This window comes from Ruegeria sp. YTSC002 (assembly GCF_059609845.1).
In genome coordinates, this window is record NZ_JBXWML010000003.1 from 346,810 (window position 1) to 363,449 (window position 16,640).

The window sequence follows — 16,640 nt, forward strand, 5'->3', positions numbered from 1 at the left end:
GTCACTGTGCAATTTCCAACAATAACTGTTGATATATCCGAGTTTTGTTCACCAGCGCAATAATCATATTGGGCGCAGGACAAGATTCCCGTGACCCAAAGGACCAGAACAATGGCTAAAACTATCCTTCATATCGACTCTTCCGCCCGCCGCGTGAACTCGACCACGCGCGATCTGTCTGACCGTGTGGTCAAGCAACTGGGCGCATATCGCATCATCCGTCGTGATCTGGCTACCCCCCTGCCCCTGCTGACGGAAGACTGGATCGCCGCCAATTTCACCCCCGCCGACCAGCGCGACGATCTTCAACGCGACCGGCTGGCCCTGTCGGATGAACTGGTTTCCGAATTGCAAGACGCCGACACCATCGTCATCGGCCTGCCGATCTACAACTTCTCGGTCCCCGCGGCGTTCAAGGCGTGGATCGACCTGGTTGCCCGCGCGGGTCTGACCTTTTCCTACACGGAAAACGGCCCCAAAGGCCTGCTGGAAGGAAAACGTGCCATTCTGGCCATTGCATCGGGCGGTGTTCCCGTCGGATCCGAAGCAGATTTCGCCACCAATTACGCACGCCACGTTCTGGGTTTCATCGGCATTCATGACGTCGACGTCATCGCCGCGGATCAGATGGCCGTGAACCCGGATGCGGCGCTGGAACATGCCCACAAGGCCGTAGCCGAGCTTGCTGCCTGATCGCCTCTGGCCAACAGGCGCTGAAACGTCCAGTCTGCCAGCGAGCAAACAGGCAGACTGGATGGGCCGCATGAAGAAAATCGGCATTCTGGGCGGTGTGGGCTGGGCCTCGACCGTCGATTACTACCGGGCGATTGCCGAAGGGGCTGGGCGTTGTTTCGCTGAACGTGGTCACGGCTCGCCTTTGCCAATCCCACCGATGACCATCGAATCCGTTACGCAGGCCAGAACGCGCGCCCTGCGCGGTGTCGCCGGGGATGAGGCAAGCTGGGCGGATTTTGACGCGGTGTTCCGCGACGCCCTGCTGACTCTCGAACGCGCCGGGTGCGATTTCGGCATCATCGCGTCCAACACCCCCCATGCGCGGCTTCACGCGATACGGCAGGGTGTCTCGATGCCGATCCTCAGCATCTTTGACGCGACCGCCGAAGCCACTGCAAGAACCGGCGCGTCCAAGGCTCTGGTCTTGGGAACAGCCGTGACGATGCAGGCCGCCAACTATGCGGATCGTCTGGCCGCCGAAGGCATTGCCGCAAATGAACGGCTGCCCGAACCCGAGATTTCCCAGATGCAGGCCATGATCGACAGTGATTTCTATGGTGGTGCGTCTGACATGGCCCGCGCCCGACTTCTGGCGTTTTGCGACAAGCATGCCAGCCCCGGAACCGCGATCCTGCTGGCCTGTACCGAGCTTCCACTGGCTTTTCCGAACCACCTGGACGATCCGGTGTTCGAGGCTGACGGACACCTGTTCGTCAACCCGTCAGCCGCGCATGTCGCCGCCGCACTGAAAGAGGCACTGACGTAATCAGGGCAACCAGGTGATCTCGCACCCGATGCGATCGAAGAAGGCCATCATATCGGCCCGCGTCAGGGCCACGGTGCGGTCGTTGACAAGGGGGTGCATGTAAATCACCTCGGCCTGCTGCGCCGCCGCATCCATGAAGAACCGTACATCATTCTGAACACCGTTGATCATCGCCAGCGGACTGACCGCGCCGGGGCGTATGCCGAGGTTCTGCAACAGCCGGTCCGCCGAGCCGAAGGACAGGTTGCCTAGGCCCAGCTCGGCCCCCAAAGCTTTGAGATCAATCTCGCGGCTTTGTTCCAAGGTCACCAGATAGTTACGCTTTTTCTTGTCGCGCAGATACAGATTCTTGACCCGCAGCGCGTTCTCTCCCGGCACCTTGAACTGGTCTTCGACGGCCTTGGCATCCTCAACCGTACGCAAAGGCACATGGGTATGCAGGCGATAGGCCAGCCCCCAATCTTCCATCTGCGTCAACAATGCGTCGGAGCTCAGCGGTAGTGTGTCCTGATAGGCGGATGAAGCGTCCATGAAACCCTCCTGTTTGGACTGCTCATCGCGCACCAAGGCTTGGAATTCAAGCGCGGGACATACAATCGCCCGGGTGATATCCTGCCCGAATGAAAGTCGCGCGCAACACACTCCAACAGCTGATCCTCAGCGATACCCCTTGGTTCTTCGGAATTCTGTTTGCTTTGAACACCCTGATTTTCGCAGCGCTTGGCCTGTTGCTGACATGGGCTGGCGGGTCGGCTTTCTGGTACGGGTTGAGCATGATCATCTTTGGTGGCGCTATGGGTTTATGGAGCTTTCACCTGCTGGTGAGACGCGTTCAGGTAATATTTGACCGGACCAAGGGCACGTTGGTGATCCGTCAGAAATCCATTTTCGGATATGAAGCCATAGAGCACGCTCTGTCCGACCTGTCCCATGCAGAAGTTGAAACCATACTGAACAAGCCCGCATGGTTGTTCGCAAGCCGTCATCGTCCGGTTCTGTTGCTGGACAAGGGTATGAGTGCGGGTCGTCATCCGATCATCCAAGCTTTTTCGACCGGAACCTGTGCCGAACGCATCACCGGCACGGTCAATGACTGGCTTGCTGCGCGTGGAAGTGACCCCGGCAACCGCTCTGCCTGAAATCAACGAGATTCGGTCTTTTTGCCCGCCTGCTTGCAATTCCATTCGCGCAAGGCGCGGGCAAATCAAACTGGAACAGGGTGTTGGAACGGTGCTAGCGTACCGCCATGAAAGTGACCCGAGACACCCCGAACCAACTGATCATCGCCAATACGCCCTGGTTCATCGGTATCATGTTGGTCATTTTCATTCTGGCCTTTGTCGGCCCCGGTATTTTCCTGATGAGCACGGGCGGCGAAGGCATCTGGTTCGGCCTGATCTTCGCCCTTGGCGGAGGTGGTCTTGGCTTTGGTGCGTTTTGCGTTTTCGTAAGGCGGGTTCAGATCATCCTGGATCGGCACAAGGACAGTATCCTGATCCGCCGCCAATCCGTTTTCGGGTATCAAGCGGTTGAACACAAACTGTCCAACCTGTCCCACGCTGAAGTCGAAAGTACGACATCCCGCGGCAAAAACGGCACCTCGACGCTGTATCGCCCGGTCCTTGTTCTTGAGAAAGGCATGAGTTCGGGTCGCCATCCCATTGTCGAAGCGTTTTCCAGCGGCTCCGGCTCTCACCGGTTGGCCGAGGCGGTGAATGACTGGCTTCCATCGAAGCCTGCCCAAGACCATCGCGAAGCCGGGACGGATTAAGCGGCCAGGCCGCGTTCCAGCCACAAGCGTTCTTCGGCTGAGACCAGCCGGGACATGCAGGCGTCATATCGTGCCATGTCCTGCTCGGCCAGCTTGCCCTCCCACTTGTTGCTTGTGCCCGAAGAGAAGAACTGCGCAAAGTCGTGAAACCCACTGGTGAATCCGGGGGTTTGCTTTAGACGAATGGCATTGTCTTTCATCGATCCGAAACTGCCGGCTTCGGCGATATCCTTGACCAGGTCCGGGTCAATTTCGATGTCCATGATCCGTGCAAGCCGCGCGACCTGTCCCGGAAGATCCCGGCTGAGCTCGGCATAGTGCAGAAAATGTATGTTGGGCAGGTCGCGATACACCCAAAAGGAATGGAAGTGATGAATGATCGATCTGAGGGTCAGGTCATCTGTGCCCTTGGACGACGCGGGCCGGGTCAAAAACATGTCGAAAGCTTCCGACAGATCGTCGGGGAACAGGTAATCAAGCCAGTCATGCTTCATATTCTCGACATGGCGGCGCAGGGAAAAATGAATGTCAACCGGATGACGGTGAACAACCAGATATTGCGCATTTGGCGAGAACACGATGCCATCAAGCGGGGTATGTGTCTTGATACAGCGCCGATGGCTTTGCGCACTCAGGTCATCCGCCTGCGCGACCCGATCGCGAAAACTGCAATCAAGCCACGGTGAGACCTTGTTGTCGTACACGCCGGGGTCGGCCGTTTCGGTGATGAGCATGCGCACCAGTGTTTGCGTCCAAGTGGTGCCGCATTTGGGCGGTGTGCACACAAAGACGTCGCTGGGCCGTATCTCGAATCCGGACCAGATATCGGTGTTGGTGACTTCGCCGACATAGTCGGTCGTCTTTCGCGGCGGACCGTTCTTCATTGCCCCCTCCCTCTGCTGCATTCACGCAGAATAACCCGCAATGTGACACCCATACAGCTTATCTTGACTCACGCGGCCCAGAGGCGTAGATGACGCCCCAACATCCGGAAGCGTTTGATCTTCCGGTCCCTCGAGTCGTTCAGGGATCGCCCCCCACCAGCGAGTTTCGCCCGTGGGGGCGTTTGTGCATTGACCCGTCTGCCCTTATCTATGGGGCGCCAAATCAGAACCGGCTAAGGAGGCCGCAGGCATGTTTGAAAATCTATCCGAACGCCTCTCTGGCGTCTTCGACCGGTTGACCAAACAGGGCGCCCTGTCTGAAGAAGACGTCAAAACCGCCCTGCGCGAGGTCCGCGTTGCCCTGCTTGAGGCCGACGTCTCGCTGCCGGTTGCCCGGGAATTCGTCAAGAAGGTGCAGGAACAGGCGACCGGTCAGGCGGTCACCAAGTCGATCACACCCGGCCAGCAGGTCGTCAAGATCGTGCATGACGCTTTGGTTGACACCCTGCGTGGCGAGGAAGACCCCGGTGCGTTGAAGATCGACAACCCGCCTGCCCCGATCCTGATGGTCGGCTTGCAGGGCTCGGGCAAGACGACGACCACCGGCAAGCTGGCGAAACGTCTGAAAGAGAAAGAGGGCAAGAAGGTCCTGATGGCCTCGCTGGACGTCTACCGCCCGGCGGCGATGGATCAGCTGGCGGTTCTGGGCACGCAGGTTGGTGTGGACACTCTGCCGATCGTGCCGGGCCAGAAACCGGTCGATATTGCCAAACGCGCCAAGCAACAGGCAACGCTGGGCGGCTATGACGTCTATATGCTGGACACCGCGGGTCGTCTGCATATCGACGAGGTTCTGATGGACGAGGTCGAGCAGGTCCGCAACGCCGTTGACCCGCGCGAGACGCTGCTGGTGGTTGACGGCCTGACCGGTCAGGTCGCCGTCGAGGTGGCCGAGGAGTTCGACGCCAAGGTCGGCATCTCGGGCGTGGTCCTGACCCGGATGGACGGTGACGGGCGCGGCGGTGCGGCCCTGTCGATGCGCGCCGTGACCGGCAAGCCGATCCGCTTTGTCGGTCTGGGCGAGAAGATGGACGCGCTCGAAACTTTCGAGCCGGACCGGATCGCCGGTCGTATTCTGGGCATGGGCGACATCGTTGCCCTGGTCGAAAAGGCCCAGGAAACGATGGAGATGGAACAGACCGAGCGCATGATGAAGCGCATGGTCAAGGGTCAGTTCAACATGAACGACCTGAAGATGCAGCTTGAACAGATGATCCAGATGGGCGGCATGCAGGGCATGATGGGCATGATGCCGGGCATGGGCAAGATGGCCAAGCAGATGGATCAGGCCGGTCTGGACGACAGGATTCTGCGCCAGCAGATCGCCATGATCCAGTCGATGACCAAGCGCGAACGCGCGAACCCGCAGATCCTTCAGGCCAGCCGCAAAAAGCGTATCGCAGCGGGGTCCGGGATGGAGGTCAGCGACCTCAACAAGCTGCTCAAGATGCACCGGCAGATGTCGGACATGATGAAGAAGATGGGCAAGATGGGCAAAGGCAAGATGCTGAAACAGGCCATGAAAGGCATGTTCGGCAAAGGCGGCCCCAGCCCCGAGGACATGGCCGCAGGCATGGATCCCAAGGCGCTGGAACAGGCGGCCAAGGCCATGGGCGGCAAGATGCCCGGTCTGGGTGGCGGCATGGGTCTGCCACCGGGCCTGAGCGGGTTCGGAAAGAAAAAGTGACGCCAGCACGCTGCACCCAGCCCCCGCCCGGAAAGGCGGCGATGGCAGCAGCGCAATACCGCGCAGCTCTGCCGGTCATTCAGACCCGGCGGCTGGTACTGCGTGTGCCCACTCTGGACGACCTGCCGGTGTGGACGTCGATCTGCAAAGACAGCTTTGGCGATACCGACCGAGAAGCCTGGACCGAGTTTTCCTATTATACCTCGGGCTGGCTTCTGCATGGTCACGGGCTGTTTTCGGTCACGCTCAGGGGTGATGATCGGGCAATTGGCTTCGTCGTTCTGGGCCTGGAATGGGACGATCACGAACCGGAACTTGGCTATATGTTCAGCGCTGAACACCGCATGCAGGGCTATGCCACCGAAGCTTGCGCCGCCGTGCGTGATTTCGGATTTGACCTGCTCGGATCGGGGCAGTTCGTAAGCTACGTTTCACAATCCAACACCCGTTCGAACGCACTTGCACAACGACTGGGCGCAGCGCGTGATGCCAACGCAGAAAGCGCCTTTGGACCAACCCAGCATGTCTGGCGGTACAGCGAGGTGCAGGAATGACATTCGCGATGCCAATCCCGACGCTGGAAACCGAACGTCTGATCATGCGTGCGCCGTCCGAGGCTGATGTCAACGCGGACACTACCTTCTTTGCCAGCGACGCCGCGAAGTTCGTCGGCGGTCCCCTGCGCAAGGATGAGGTATGGCGGGTGGTTGCCTCTCTGCTGGGCCACTGGGCCCTGCGCGGCTATGGGTATTGGAGCGTCGATGAAAAGGACACCGGCACCTATGTCGGGCGGATCGGGCTTTGGTTTCCCGAAGGCTGGCCGGAACCCGAGGTCGGCTGGACCCTGTTGAACCACGCCACAGGCAAGGGCTATGCGACCGAGGCCGCGCTGACTGCACGCGCCTACGCCTATGATGTACTGGGTTGGGAAACCGCGATTTCACTGATCGACCAGGACAATCACGCCAGCAAGGCCGTGGCCAAGCGTCTGGGCGCACAGTTCGAGCATCACTATGACCACCCCAAATTCGGAAAGTCCGAAATCTGGCGGCACCCGGCACCCTCGGATCTGGTGAATGGCGGAGTGGAGGCTTACGCATGACCTCTTTCACCATCCCCACGCTCGAGACCGAACGCCTGATCCTGCGTGCGCCGCATCTGGATGACCTGCCGGCGATGACCGCATTCTTCGCGACCGCGCGCAGCCATATGGTGGGCGGCCCCAGGGATGCGTTCGAATGCTGGAACTCGTTGTCGAACCGGCTGGGTCATTGGGCGCTGCGGGGTTATGGCCTGTGGCACCTGACCGAAAAGGCCGGCGGCACATTCGTCGGCTGGGCCGGAATGATCTACGTGCCGGGCTGGGCCGAACCGGAACTGGGTTGGACCCTGATGGAAGAAGCCGAAGGCAAGGGGCTGGCCTTTGAAGCTGCATCGGCTGCGCGTGACCATGCCGCCCGGCACCAGGGCCTGAACGGTGTGATCTCGTACATCGCCCATGCAAATGATCGTTCGCGCGCTTTGGCTGAACGGCTTGGTGCAACGCTTGAGCTTGAGAATGCCGAACTTCTGGGCAAGCACGCTCAGATCTGGCGCCACCCGCAGATAGACTTGACCACCGAGAGGACCGGCCAATGACCAACCCCGTGACACAGGCTGCCACGCTGTTGAAAGAGCATCGCGAAAGCATCGACCGGCTGGACGCGATCCTCGTCTATACGCTGGGCGAGCGGTTCAAGCACACGCAGGCCGTTGGCAAGCTCAAGGCCGAACACGACCTTCCCCCGTCCGATCCCTCGCGCGAAGCTGCGCAGATCGCACGGTTAGAAGACCTGGCGAATGAAGCCGATCTGGACCCCGATTTCGCCAAGGCTTTCCTGAATTTCATCATTCAGGAAGTCATCCGACACCACCGGAAGCATCAAGAGTGAACCTCTGGTTCAACAAACACCAGAACTAACCGGCACCCACGCCGGATACGCCATTCAAAGGAGATACCACCATGGCAATGAAAATTCGTCTCGCCCGCGGCGGCTCGAAAAAGCGTCCCTTCTACCGCATCGTGGCTGCTGACAGCCGCATGCCGCGCGATGGCCGTTTCATCGAGAAACTGGGCACCTACAACCCGCTGCTACCGAAAGACAGCGAAGAGCGCGTGAAAATGAACATGGAGCGCATCCAGTACTGGCTGGACCAGGGCGCACAGCCCACCGACCGTATCGCGCGTATGCTGGAAGCGGCCGGTGCCCGTGACAAGGCCGAGCGCAACAACCCCAACAAGGGCACCCCGGGCAAGAAAGCCCAGGAGCGCGCCGAAGAGAAAGCCGCCAAGGCTGCTGAAGCAGCCGAAGCCGCTGCTGCTCCGGCAGAAGAAGCCGCAGCAGAAGAATAAGCAGGCGCACGCGTGCGGGATCACCCCTTTACAGACGATTTTCGCACGCAGTTCGACCTGTTGTTGCGGCTCCGGCGGGATGTGCGCCGGTTCCGCACCGATGCGATTGACGAGGCAGTGCTGGCGCGCTGCCTCGACGCATTTCGACTGGCCCCTTCAGTGGGGCTCAGCGAACCCTGGCGCGTGATCCGCGTCGAAAGCGAAGCGGCAAGGGCCGCAGCGCTGAAGAATTTTCGCACCGCCAATGACCACGCTTTGGCGGGCTACTCGGGTGACAAGGCGCAGCTGTACAGCAGCCTGAAGCTGTCCGGGATGCAGGAAGCGCCCGTGCAACTGGCCGTCTTCTGCGACGACAGCACCGAAAAAGGGCTGGGACTTGGCGCCGGCACGATGCCCGAGATGCGGCGCTATTCTGTCGTGTCCGCGATCACTTTGTTCTGGCTTGCACTTCGGGTGGAAGGTCTGGGGCTGGGCTGGGTTTCCATTCTGGATCCCGACCAGATGAAGCGCGATCTGAATGTTCCTGAAACCTGGCGCCTGATCGGCTATTTCTGTGTCGGCCGGCCGGAACAGATGTCGGATACGCCTGAACTGGAACAGGTCGGCTGGGAAACCCGGGCGCAGGGCCTGGCGATCGAAACACGGTAAGACCTCATGTTCGGATTGATACGACTTCCCATTCTGCTGCTGATCGCCTTTATTGTGGGCGTGTTCTTCGAGCGCAACAACCAGCGCGAAGCCTGCAACGGGCTTGGCGAATGGAGAAACGGGATATGTTTGACGACTGGGGCAGCCAATGAGTGATCTGATCTGCGTCGGCAGCATTGCCGGGGCTTACGGTGTGCGAGGCGAGGTGAGGCTGAAAAGCTTTTGCGCCGTTCCCGAAGATATCGAGACCTATTCGCCGCTGACCGATGAAGCGGGCAAAGAGCGTTATCCGGTGGTATTGACGCGCACCATCAAGAACGGATTCGCGGCCCGCCTTGGTGGCGTTGAAACCAAGGAACAGGCGGATGCCCTGAATGGGTTGCGCCTTTATGCAAGGCGCGATCAGCTGCCTTCGCTGCCCGATGATGAGTTCTATCACAACGATCTGATCGGGCTGGATGTCTATGACACCGGAGGCACCCTGCTGGGCAAGGTCAAATCGGTGCAGAACCACGGGGCCGCGGACTTGTTGGAATTGCACGGGCCGGGCCTGAAGACCACGGTTTTTCTGCCTTTCACGATGCAAGTTGTACCCACGGTGGATCTGGAACAAGGCCGTATCGTGGCCGACCCGCCCGAAGGCCTGATCTGATGCGTCGGGTCCTGCTGCATCTGGGCCTGCACAAGACAGGCATGACCGCAGCACAGTCCTTCCTCCATGAAAACCGGAAACTGATCTGGCCACGCTTCGCATTGGTTCTGCCCTACAAGACACGCAACAGCGGCATGAGCGAGGCGGCCACGCGTCACTCGCTTTACCGGCTGGATTCCACATTGGCGGGTTTTGGAAGCCACCTGCACGCGTTTCTGGACGATCTGGATTTCGGCGCACGCCGGGGGTTGATCCTGAGCGAAGAGAATTTCGCAGGCTTGCGCCCCAGCAGAAACAAGCGTGAAGGTTACGGTGCCGCACCGGAACTGGCGGAAACTCTGGTCAGCGTCGTGCGGCGGCGGTTCCTGGGCAATCAGACCGATATCACGATCTACATATCCTTGCGCGCCCGCGATCAATGGCTGCGGAGCCTGTGGGCCCATGACTTGCAGAAATCACGCATGGTGCAGGATTTGGACGCCTTTTCTTCCGACCTTGCCCATCTGCCATCCCTTCAGGAAACCGCTGACGCCGTCCGAAACCGGCTGCCATCCGTTACCGTCAGAACGGAATGGATGGAGGCGTTGCAGAATCACCGCCTTGGTGCGGGTGCGCCGTTGGCCGAATTTCTGAACCTGCCGCCCGATCTTTCGTCACAGCTTGTTGGGCCTGCTCATGGCACGCCTGCATTTTCAGACGATGTACTACAGGAAATCCTGGCGCTGAACCGATCCTCGCTGGACGACGCCGCCATGATCGCCCAGAAGAAAGCACTGATTCACTCCGCACAGAACGAACTGGCCCGCCAGATATGACAGAGAAACCCAGCAGATCCCATGGCCGCAAGGCGATCCGTCCTGCCCTGAAACCACGCGAGCTGATGACGCCGAGCCCTGACCTGCACGGGGTCTGGAAAGCCAAGATCATCACTCTGTTCCCGTCCGCCTTTCCCGGTGTTCTTGGCGAAAGCCTGACAGGCAAGGCCTTGCAGGAAGGGCTCTGGCAACTGGAAACAGTGGATTTGCGACAGTTCGGTATAGGCAAACACCGCAACGTTGATGACACCCCGGCCGGGGGTGGCGCCGGCATGGTTCTGCGGGCCGATGTTCTGGGTGACGCGATCGAGCATGCGATGGCAGGCGTTCAAGGGAACTGGCCGCTGATCTACCTCAGCCCGCGCGGGCGCCGCATGGATCAGCGCATGATGCAGAATCTTGCCCGTTGTGACGGCATGACCCTTCTGTGCGGTCGTTTTGAAGGCGTGGACGAGCGCGTTTTGGAACATTATGGCGTGCAAGAGGTGTCGTTGGGTGATTTCGTCATGACCGGCGGCGAAATCGCGGCACAAGCCCTGATCGATGCCACAGTACGGCTAATTCCCGGAGTGCTTGGAAATCAGGCTTCGACCGAAGAGGAAAGCTTTGCCTCGGGTCTGCTGGAGCACCCCCAGTATACCCGCCCCGCAGATTGGAAAGGGCGTCCGATCCCCGAGGTTCTGATGTCGGGCCATCATGGCCGGATCGCGGAATGGCGGCATAAAACGGCACAAGACATCACGCGCGAACGGCGTCCTGATATCTGGGTGGAATATGTCAAAGCCACATCGGAAACCCAGGACTAGACCCACTTGTTGTGGCCGGGATGCCTCAGTTTCGATGTTTGTCAGAATGCCATTTGAAGTTGAACGTACCTGAACTTATTCACCTCCAGGTCCCATAGGTTTTTTCGGGCAACAAGAAGTGAAACAGAAGGCATTATGAAAAAGCTATTTTTTGGCATGTTACTGGTTGCCTCCGCCTGCACCACCAAACCGCTCGGGATGTCCGTTCCGACGCAAGCCGGTCACAATCTGCATTCTGCGAAGGTTGCCGTTGATTCCTGTTCTCAGGAAGCTGACGAGGGCGGCAACAGCGCCGTTATCGGAGGTTATGCAACCAATATCCTGCTTTGGGGCATCGTCATCGGGCCTGCGGTCACCGCACCGTTTCAGGACGAGTTGCGCGCGCAGGGTGAAATCGATCAGGTTGACCGCTGCCTGCGTGCACGCGGTTTCGAACGACGCGAACTGACCGCGGGTGAGTCGTTCTGGGTGCGCAATGCTTTCGGTGACGAACGCGAACGGCGGCTGGACCACCTGGTCGGGGGCGGCACTATTGAAACCTACGGAACACCGAACTCCTAACGCCGTGCTTTCCAACTGGCCCAAGTCTCTGGGGTGCCGTTGAACGTGTTGATGTCCACCCGGCCCTGAACCCCCGGCACCAGCCCGGTGCCGGTGTATTGCCAAAATCGCCAGACCGTGCGGGGATAGACCTGACGCGGATGGCCCGCGACGGATCGCAACCAGAACTCGGTTTTGGGCAAACGCCCGATATCCGTATCCGCGAAGAAATCCACTGTCGTATAGACGATGGGACGCCGGCCATAGTGTCGTTCGAGAATGTCCAGAAAGCGCTGCGCTTCGGCGCGGATGGTTCTGCCATCGGGCCGCAACGTGCAGGTCTTGGAATGCGGTGTCCACTCCATGTCAAGCACATGCGGCAGGTCTGCCCCTTTCGGCACGTTCTGAATGAACCAACGCGCCTGTTCCCGAGCCGATCGGCAGAAATAATAGTAGTGATACGCCCCCCAGGGTACGCCCGCCGCCTGCGCACCGCGCCTGTGGTCGTCGAACATCGGATCCGCCACATCGCCGCCTTCGGTCGCTTTCAGAAACGCAAAGCTCACGCCCGAAGCTTTGGCCGTGCGCCAGTCTATCGGTCCCTGCCAGCGCGAGACGTCAAGCCCGTGGATCGGATACAATCCGGGATGACGACCGTCCCAGTCATGCGGATCGGCGTCACCAAAATCAGGGTAGATTGCGGACGGAGCTGTCCTGTCCACGCCCGGCGTAGGTTCCACGACCTGCGGTTTCGGGCCGCCGCGTCCGCACGACATAAGCAAAGCGGCTGCAATCGTCAGCGTAAGTGCAATTCGCATCATTGGGTCCTGTCTGAAATTTCTGCTCTTTCAATTTTCTTCAGAATGCCTGATCTGACCGCTGTGGCAACGGTGTGATTTTCGAAAGGCGGATTCCCACTGCCTGCCACACGATTTGTCCTTGATCCCGGCACACAATACCCTTAAACGACCGCAATCCGGTGCCGCATTCTGCGACTCCGGTGTTTTGGTTTGATTGGTGGCTTGAAGCCCGGCTTTCTTCGGCGGGGATGTGTCAGATCAGACCAGACCAAAGGAACATTCGATCTGACCTCTGGCGGGCTGCGTGCAGGACCCGGTGAAGACCAAGAGCTCTCAGGCCGTGCCCAAACTTCGTGGACCAACCACGAGCAGATAGGAGAACCTGCGATGGACCTGATCGCACAGCTTGAGGCGGAACAGATTGCCGCCCTGGGGAAAGACATCCCCGACTTCAAAGCCGGTGACACCATCCGTGTCGGCTATAAGGTGACCGAAGGGTCGCGCACCCGTGTGCAGAACTACGAAGGCGTCTGCATCGCGCGCAACAACGGCAATGGCATTGCCGGGTCGTTCACCGTTCGCAAGATTTCGTTTGGCGAAGGCGTGGAGCGTGTGTTCCCGCTGTATTCGACCAACATCGACAGCATCACCGTTGTCCGCCGTGGCCGCGTTCGTCGCGCCAAACTGTACTATCTGCGCACCCGCCGCGGTAAATCCGCGCGTATCGCAGAAGTCACCAACTACAAGCCCAAGGCTGGCGCCGAAGCGTAAGGAACGGAAAGATGAAAAAAGACATCCATCCCGATTATCACGTCATCGACGTCAAAATGACCGATGGCACCGTGGTTCAGATGAAGTCCACCTGGGGCGCCGAAGGCGATCAGCTGGCTCTGGAAATCGACCCCTCCGTGCACCCTGCATGGACTGGTGGTTCGTCGCGCCTGATGGACGCCGGCGGCCGCGTGTCGAAGTTCAAAAAGAAATACGAAGGTCTGGGCTTCTAAGTCTGACTGGTTTCGCATTCGAAAGGCCGTCCCTTGGGGGCGGCCTTTTTCTTGGAAGCTTCCATGTGTCTTATGGACGCGACAGCGGACAAGATGCGTTTTGGCACAGGCCCAGTGATGCTACACTCCGGGTGACCAACGCCCAGCTTCCACGGAGACCCGGACATGCCCCAGTACAACGACATGATCGAGCTATCGGTCGAGGATATGGACCTGATTGAAACGGCATTGCGCGGTTCGATCGCTACGTTGTCACAAGTTGCACTGGACGAGCCAGAGAACGGCAGAACCGACCGGGAAGACACATTGCGGCGCATTCACGAACTTCTGGGCAAGCTGCACGATCAGAAGGTCTTTTTTCGTCCTCAAAAGGGGGTTTACCTCGGCGGTTAGGGACAAGGTTATCGCGGTTTGCGGGTCAAGTCCGCCGCACTGTGTACGGGCGGAACCGGCCCACGCAACAACATCAGTGCCAGAGCCATCCCGGCCAGCGCCGCAATCGCGGCAACCAACATGGCATTGTCAAAGGCGTTGTCCTGCATATCCCGCAGGGCCTTCGCCAGTGCATCTCCCGCAGCCGGATCCATCCCCGAGATCAATTGCTGTATCTGGCTCGGTGTTCCATGTGTCAGCGCATGGGCCAGATTCTCGCGCTGGGTTGACCCGGCAGGCAACGCGTCGATCACCTCGGACAGACCACGGCGTTTCGTGATTGCTTCAGCCAGGCCTCCGACCACGGCGCCAAGTGTTGCTCCGAAATAGAGACAGGCATTTATGACCCCCGAACCCTGCCCGACGTGTTGCTCGGGCAGCAGGCGCAGACCAAGACGAGGCAACAGCGAAAAGCAGATGCCCAGCCCGACCCCGACGATCAGCAGCTTCCACCAGATTTCGGAAAACTGCGTGGTGTTCGTGGTTGCCATCAACAGCAGGAACCCGCAGGCCATTGCCCCCAGGCCAATCGCGATCGGCCACTGAAAGCTGTAGGGGGCAAGAAAGCGGGGCGCGGTGACCGATATAACAAACATGCTGAGGCTGAGCGGCATGATCGCCAGCCCCGCACCGATGGACGAATACCCAAAAGCATCGGGCGATTGGACGAACGTGTTGAAATAGACAAAGAAGCAGAACAGCGTAAAGCCGGTAAAGAACATCCCCGCCGCCGCCATCAGATAACGCGGATGGCGAAAGTACCGAAGCTCGATCAGGGGGTCGTCGCTGTGGCGGGATACGATGACAAGGGCAATTGCCGACACGGCCGCCACGCCCAAAGGCACTAGTGTCAGAGGCGAAGTCCACCCGCCGCTTTCACCGTTGCTGAGCGCAAAGGATAAGGGCCCGAGGAAAAACAATATGGCAACGGCCCCCGCATAATCGAACTTTGCCCCGGCAAGGCGGGTATCGGGAACATATTTCCGTTTGCTGACATGCAGCCCGATGGCAAAGGCCACAGCCAGCAGAACCAGGTCGGCTGCAAAAACCGCGCGCCAACTGACATAGTGGCCGAATGCGCCGCCGACGACAGGCCCGACACCAATCGCCAGTCCGACAATCGCCCCCCAGATGCCGGTGACGCTGGCGCGCTGCTCCTCGGGCGTGGCTGCCGTCAACAATGACAAAGAGGTGCCAAACAACGCCGCCGCGCCTGCACCTTGCGCGCAGCGCCCGACGAGCAGCATGGCCCCATCCTGCGCCAACAGGGCCGAGGCTGACCCGATTGCAAAGACGATCATGCCAATGAAGAAAACACCCATCTTGCCGGTGATGTCCCCCAACCGGCTAACGATACAGACAAGCGTCGCGCTGGTCACGGAATACGCGGCCATCACCCATTGCACTCCTGAAGGGGTCAAATCGAACTCGGCCTTGAGGTTGGGCAAGATGGTGGTCACAGCAGTGGTGTTGAACCCCACGACCATCATGCAGATGGCAGTCATGGCCAGCACCACGCGGGCGCGGGACTGCGGAGATACATTCACCGAGCTCTCGTCGCCCATAAAACACCCACTGACCAAGACTGTTGAATACAATCAACATCAGTTTAACGATTTCTGGCCTTGCGCATAGGGGTGCGTCAGATCCAGTAAGACAGCGCAATGGGCAGCACCAGGACAGTGCTGAGCGTCGAGACAAGAATGAACCCGGCCACATCTGGCCCGTATTGCGGAACATGCTGGTCGACGAACAGATAAGTCGCCACGGATGAAGGCATCAGGCAACACAGAATCAGCGCACCCCGCTCGGTTCCCGTGAAACCAAACAACCAGATCAGAACACTGGCAATTGCAACGGCCATCGCCAGATGCAGGGCCGTCAGCAGAACCGCGCGACCCAGGCTTTTCACACGCAGCGTCGCGAGCGTATGCCCCAGGGTCAGCAGCATGAGCGGAATCGACAATCCACCCAAGATGTCAAAGGACTTCGCGACCGGTTGCGGCAGGCTCTGCCCCGTTGCCATCAGGATCAGAGCGAGGCCCACGGCGTAGATAATCGGGGACGTCGCCAGTTTCCTGGGCGAGAATTCTCCGGCCGGGATCCACATGCCGACGGTAAAGATGCTGATCAGCACCACCACCACGAACGCCATGGTATAGGCCATACCTGCATCGCCCAGCGCCAGCAAAGTGATTGGCAGGCCGATATTGCCGACATTCCCGTGCATCAACGGCGTCAGAAATGCCCTCACCGGCAAGCGAAGAACCTTGAGCCCGACATATCCCAAAACCCCGAAACCGGCCACCGCAAGGGCAGCGGCGGTCATCATGTCAAGAAACGTGCCCACGGCCAGTTTGGTGTTCGACAGATGAGAAATGATCAATGTCGGATAGCCGACTTTTGAGACGATCCCGCCAATGACCCTGTTGTCGAAAGGCGCCTGAATCACGGCCAGAGCATAGCCAATTCCAGCGCAGATCAGAACTGGCAGAACCACGTTCAGTACGTTCAGGAACAGGTGCTCCAAACAGAATTCTCCTTGCTGAAACCGTTTTTCGACAGTGAATCAGCGCCATTGCAATGGCAAGCACCCTGTGTAACCCGTGCACGGCGTTGGGTTTTCCCGATTAGAGTCTGATAATGCC

24 protein-coding genes are annotated in these 16,640 nt (G+C 59.3%); 19 read left to right on the forward strand and 5 right to left on the reverse strand.

The window, feature by feature from the left end; genetic code table 11:
* Positions 1-111: 111 nt before the first annotated feature.
* Together AC2FFD_RS09355 and AC2FFD_RS09360 are read left to right on the forward strand one after the other, a co-directional pair.
* The gene (locus tag AC2FFD_RS09355; protein ID WP_257600101.1) at positions 112-693 is read left to right on the forward strand and encodes an FMN-dependent NADH-azoreductase; all 582 of its coding nucleotides are present in this window, start codon (positions 112-114) and stop codon (positions 691-693) included.
* Positions 694-763: 70 nt separating this feature from the next.
* Positions 764-1,501, forward strand: a complete 738-nt coding sequence (locus AC2FFD_RS09360; protein ID WP_425080184.1) for an aspartate/glutamate racemase family protein — start codon at positions 764-766, stop codon at positions 1,499-1,501.
* Here AC2FFD_RS09360 and AC2FFD_RS09365 read toward each other — a convergent pair whose 3' ends face one another.
* The gene (locus AC2FFD_RS09365) at positions 1,502-2,032 is read right to left on the reverse strand and encodes a prolyl-tRNA synthetase associated domain-containing protein (protein ID WP_425080185.1); all 531 of its coding nucleotides are present in this window, start codon (positions 2,030-2,032) and stop codon (positions 1,502-1,504) included.
* An 89-nt stretch (positions 2,033-2,121) separates the two neighbouring features.
* Between AC2FFD_RS09365 and AC2FFD_RS09370 the strand changes: the two genes are divergently transcribed.
* Positions 2,122-2,640 carry a hypothetical protein gene (locus AC2FFD_RS09370; RefSeq protein WP_496872905.1) on the forward strand — a complete coding sequence of 173 codons (519 nt, stop codon included), beginning with the start codon at positions 2,122-2,124 and terminating at the stop codon, positions 2,638-2,640.
* A gap of 107 nt (positions 2,641-2,747) precedes the next feature.
* Positions 2,748-3,272 carry a hypothetical protein gene (locus tag AC2FFD_RS09375; protein ID WP_496872906.1) on the forward strand — a complete coding sequence of 175 codons (525 nt, stop codon included), beginning with the start codon at positions 2,748-2,750 and terminating at the stop codon, positions 3,270-3,272.
* On the opposite strand, the gene AC2FFD_RS09380 is transcribed toward AC2FFD_RS09375, so the two are convergent.
* Positions 3,269-4,156: a sulfotransferase domain-containing protein gene (locus AC2FFD_RS09380; RefSeq protein ID WP_496872907.1), complete on the reverse strand. Its 888-nt coding sequence runs from the start codon at positions 4,154-4,156 to the stop codon at positions 3,269-3,271. The two genes, AC2FFD_RS09375 and AC2FFD_RS09380, sit on opposite strands and share 4 nt — an antisense overlap.
* A gap of 250 nt (positions 4,157-4,406) precedes the next feature.
* On the opposite strand from AC2FFD_RS09380, the gene ffh reads away from it, so the two are divergent.
* The 12 genes from ffh to AC2FFD_RS09440 all read left to right on the forward strand — a co-directional run bounded on the left by ffh (position 4,407) and on the right by AC2FFD_RS09440 (position 11,777).
* Complete coding sequence (ffh, locus tag AC2FFD_RS09385; RefSeq protein ID WP_170344787.1) at positions 4,407-5,903, forward strand: signal recognition particle protein; 1,497 nt, start codon at positions 4,407-4,409, stop codon at positions 5,901-5,903.
* Between the two features lie 41 nt (positions 5,904-5,944).
* On the forward strand, positions 5,945-6,457 hold the full coding sequence (locus tag AC2FFD_RS09390; RefSeq protein WP_496872908.1) for a GNAT family N-acetyltransferase: 513 nt from the start codon (positions 5,945-5,947) through the stop codon (positions 6,455-6,457).
* A complete protein-coding gene (locus tag AC2FFD_RS09395) occupies positions 6,454-7,005 on the forward strand; it encodes a GNAT family N-acetyltransferase (RefSeq protein WP_496872909.1) in 552 nt (183 codons plus the stop codon). The genes AC2FFD_RS09390 and AC2FFD_RS09395 overlap by 4 nt, the downstream gene beginning before the upstream one ends.
* Positions 7,002-7,541 (forward strand): GNAT family N-acetyltransferase, encoded by a 540-nt coding sequence (locus AC2FFD_RS09400; RefSeq protein ID WP_425080191.1) that lies wholly within the window; start codon positions 7,002-7,004, stop codon positions 7,539-7,541. Before AC2FFD_RS09395 ends, AC2FFD_RS09400 begins: the two co-directional genes overlap by 4 nt.
* The gene (locus AC2FFD_RS09405; protein ID WP_170344783.1) at positions 7,538-7,834 is read left to right on the forward strand and encodes a chorismate mutase; all 297 of its coding nucleotides are present in this window, start codon (positions 7,538-7,540) and stop codon (positions 7,832-7,834) included. The genes AC2FFD_RS09400 and AC2FFD_RS09405 overlap by 4 nt, the downstream gene beginning before the upstream one ends.
* Before the next feature lie 71 nt (positions 7,835-7,905).
* Positions 7,906-8,295, forward strand: a complete 390-nt coding sequence (rpsP, locus tag AC2FFD_RS09410) for a 30S ribosomal protein S16 (protein WP_010437590.1) — start codon at positions 7,906-7,908, stop codon at positions 8,293-8,295.
* Positions 8,296-8,307: 12 nt separating this feature from the next.
* Positions 8,308-8,943, forward strand: coding sequence for a 5,6-dimethylbenzimidazole synthase (bluB, locus tag AC2FFD_RS09415; RefSeq protein ID WP_480486700.1), 636 nt, complete (start codon positions 8,308-8,310; stop codon positions 8,941-8,943).
* 6 nt (positions 8,944-8,949) lie between these two features.
* Entirely contained in the window at positions 8,950-9,099 is a 150-nt protein-coding gene (locus AC2FFD_RS09420; RefSeq protein WP_162896811.1) for a hypothetical protein, read from the forward strand.
* Positions 9,092-9,595: a ribosome maturation factor RimM gene (rimM, locus tag AC2FFD_RS09425; protein ID WP_171205715.1), complete on the forward strand. Its 504-nt coding sequence runs from the start codon at positions 9,092-9,094 to the stop codon at positions 9,593-9,595. Before AC2FFD_RS09420 ends, rimM begins: the two co-directional genes overlap by 8 nt.
* On the forward strand, positions 9,595-10,410 hold the full coding sequence (locus AC2FFD_RS09430; RefSeq protein WP_496872910.1) for a hypothetical protein: 816 nt from the start codon (positions 9,595-9,597) through the stop codon (positions 10,408-10,410). Before rimM ends, AC2FFD_RS09430 begins: the two co-directional genes overlap by 1 nt.
* The gene (trmD, locus tag AC2FFD_RS09435; RefSeq protein WP_496872911.1) at positions 10,407-11,216 is read left to right on the forward strand and encodes a tRNA (guanosine(37)-N1)-methyltransferase TrmD; all 810 of its coding nucleotides are present in this window, start codon (positions 10,407-10,409) and stop codon (positions 11,214-11,216) included. The genes AC2FFD_RS09430 and trmD overlap by 4 nt, the downstream gene beginning before the upstream one ends.
* Positions 11,217-11,351: 135 nt before the next feature.
* Positions 11,352-11,777, forward strand: coding sequence for a hypothetical protein (locus AC2FFD_RS09440; RefSeq protein WP_496872912.1), 426 nt, complete (start codon positions 11,352-11,354; stop codon positions 11,775-11,777).
* Here AC2FFD_RS09440 and AC2FFD_RS09445 read toward each other — a convergent pair.
* Positions 11,774-12,574, reverse strand: a complete 801-nt coding sequence (locus tag AC2FFD_RS09445) for a glycoside hydrolase family 25 protein (protein ID WP_496872913.1) — start codon at positions 12,572-12,574, stop codon at positions 11,774-11,776. The genes AC2FFD_RS09440 and AC2FFD_RS09445 overlap by 4 nt on opposite strands.
* Positions 12,575-12,943: 369 nt before the next feature.
* Here AC2FFD_RS09445 and rplS point away from each other — a divergent pair, with 369 nt between their 5' ends.
* The 3 genes from rplS to AC2FFD_RS09460 all read left to right on the forward strand — a co-directional run bounded on the left by rplS (position 12,944) and on the right by AC2FFD_RS09460 (position 13,953).
* Entirely contained in the window at positions 12,944-13,327 is a 384-nt protein-coding gene (rplS, locus tag AC2FFD_RS09450) for a 50S ribosomal protein L19 (protein ID WP_152457026.1), read from the forward strand.
* An 11-nt stretch (positions 13,328-13,338) separates the two neighbouring features.
* On the forward strand, positions 13,339-13,560 hold the full coding sequence (gene rpmE / locus AC2FFD_RS09455) for a 50S ribosomal protein L31 (RefSeq protein ID WP_050605278.1): 222 nt from the start codon (positions 13,339-13,341) through the stop codon (positions 13,558-13,560).
* A 165-nt stretch (positions 13,561-13,725) separates the two neighbouring features.
* On the forward strand, positions 13,726-13,953 hold the full coding sequence (locus AC2FFD_RS09460; RefSeq protein WP_496872914.1) for a hypothetical protein: 228 nt from the start codon (positions 13,726-13,728) through the stop codon (positions 13,951-13,953).
* A gap of 8 nt (positions 13,954-13,961) precedes the next feature.
* On the opposite strand, the gene AC2FFD_RS09465 is transcribed toward AC2FFD_RS09460, so the two are convergent.
* Together AC2FFD_RS09465 and AC2FFD_RS09470 are read right to left on the reverse strand one after the other, a co-directional pair.
* Positions 13,962-15,557, reverse strand: coding sequence for an MFS transporter (locus tag AC2FFD_RS09465; protein WP_496872915.1), 1,596 nt, complete (start codon positions 15,555-15,557; stop codon positions 13,962-13,964).
* A gap of 77 nt (positions 15,558-15,634) precedes the next feature.
* Positions 15,635-16,522 carry an AEC family transporter gene (locus AC2FFD_RS09470; protein ID WP_496872916.1) on the reverse strand — a complete coding sequence of 296 codons (888 nt, stop codon included), beginning with the start codon at positions 16,520-16,522 and terminating at the stop codon, positions 15,635-15,637.
* Positions 16,523-16,640: the final 118 nt, after the last annotated feature.

Bases quoted from the DNA above. Each gene is read 5' to 3' on its own strand.
- rpmE (WP_050605278.1), top strand. From the start codon at position 13,339: ATGAAAAAAGACATCCATCCCGATTATCACGTCATCGACGTCAAAATG.
- AC2FFD_RS09380 (WP_496872907.1), bottom strand. From the start codon at position 4,156: ATGAAGAACGGTCCGCCGCGAAAGACGACCGACTATGTCGGCGAAGTC.
- AC2FFD_RS09360 (WP_425080184.1), top strand. From the start codon at position 764: ATGAAGAAAATCGGCATTCTGGGCGGTGTGGGCTGGGCCTCGACCGTC.
- rimM (WP_171205715.1), top strand. From the start codon at position 9,092: ATGAGTGATCTGATCTGCGTCGGCAGCATTGCCGGGGCTTACGGTGTG.
- AC2FFD_RS09365 (WP_425080185.1), bottom strand. From the start codon at position 2,032: ATGGACGCTTCATCCGCCTATCAGGACACACTACCGCTGAGCTCCGAC.
- AC2FFD_RS09390 (WP_496872908.1), top strand. From the start codon at position 5,945: ATGGCAGCAGCGCAATACCGCGCAGCTCTGCCGGTCATTCAGACCCGG.
- AC2FFD_RS09445 (WP_496872913.1), bottom strand. From the start codon at position 12,574: ATGCGAATTGCACTTACGCTGACGATTGCAGCCGCTTTGCTTATGTCG.
- trmD (WP_496872911.1), top strand. From the start codon at position 10,407: ATGACAGAGAAACCCAGCAGATCCCATGGCCGCAAGGCGATCCGTCCT.
- AC2FFD_RS09405 (WP_170344783.1), top strand. From the start codon at position 7,538: ATGACCAACCCCGTGACACAGGCTGCCACGCTGTTGAAAGAGCATCGC.
- AC2FFD_RS09440 (WP_496872912.1), top strand. From the start codon at position 11,352: ATGAAAAAGCTATTTTTTGGCATGTTACTGGTTGCCTCCGCCTGCACC.
- ffh (WP_170344787.1), top strand. From the start codon at position 4,407: ATGTTTGAAAATCTATCCGAACGCCTCTCTGGCGTCTTCGACCGGTTG.
- rpsP (WP_010437590.1), top strand. From the start codon at position 7,906: ATGGCAATGAAAATTCGTCTCGCCCGCGGCGGCTCGAAAAAGCGTCCC.
- AC2FFD_RS09400 (WP_425080191.1), top strand. From the start codon at position 7,002: ATGACCTCTTTCACCATCCCCACGCTCGAGACCGAACGCCTGATCCTG.
- AC2FFD_RS09370 (WP_496872905.1), top strand. From the start codon at position 2,122: ATGAAAGTCGCGCGCAACACACTCCAACAGCTGATCCTCAGCGATACC.
- rplS (WP_152457026.1), top strand. From the start codon at position 12,944: ATGGACCTGATCGCACAGCTTGAGGCGGAACAGATTGCCGCCCTGGGG.
- AC2FFD_RS09375 (WP_496872906.1), top strand. From the start codon at position 2,748: ATGAAAGTGACCCGAGACACCCCGAACCAACTGATCATCGCCAATACG.
- AC2FFD_RS09355 (WP_257600101.1), top strand. From the start codon at position 112: ATGGCTAAAACTATCCTTCATATCGACTCTTCCGCCCGCCGCGTGAAC.
- AC2FFD_RS09430 (WP_496872910.1), top strand. From the start codon at position 9,595: ATGCGTCGGGTCCTGCTGCATCTGGGCCTGCACAAGACAGGCATGACC.
- AC2FFD_RS09395 (WP_496872909.1), top strand. From the start codon at position 6,454: ATGACATTCGCGATGCCAATCCCGACGCTGGAAACCGAACGTCTGATC.
- AC2FFD_RS09465 (WP_496872915.1), bottom strand. From the start codon at position 15,557: ATGGGCGACGAGAGCTCGGTGAATGTATCTCCGCAGTCCCGCGCCCGC.
- AC2FFD_RS09460 (WP_496872914.1), top strand. From the start codon at position 13,726: ATGCCCCAGTACAACGACATGATCGAGCTATCGGTCGAGGATATGGAC.
- AC2FFD_RS09420 (WP_162896811.1), top strand. From the start codon at position 8,950: ATGTTCGGATTGATACGACTTCCCATTCTGCTGCTGATCGCCTTTATT.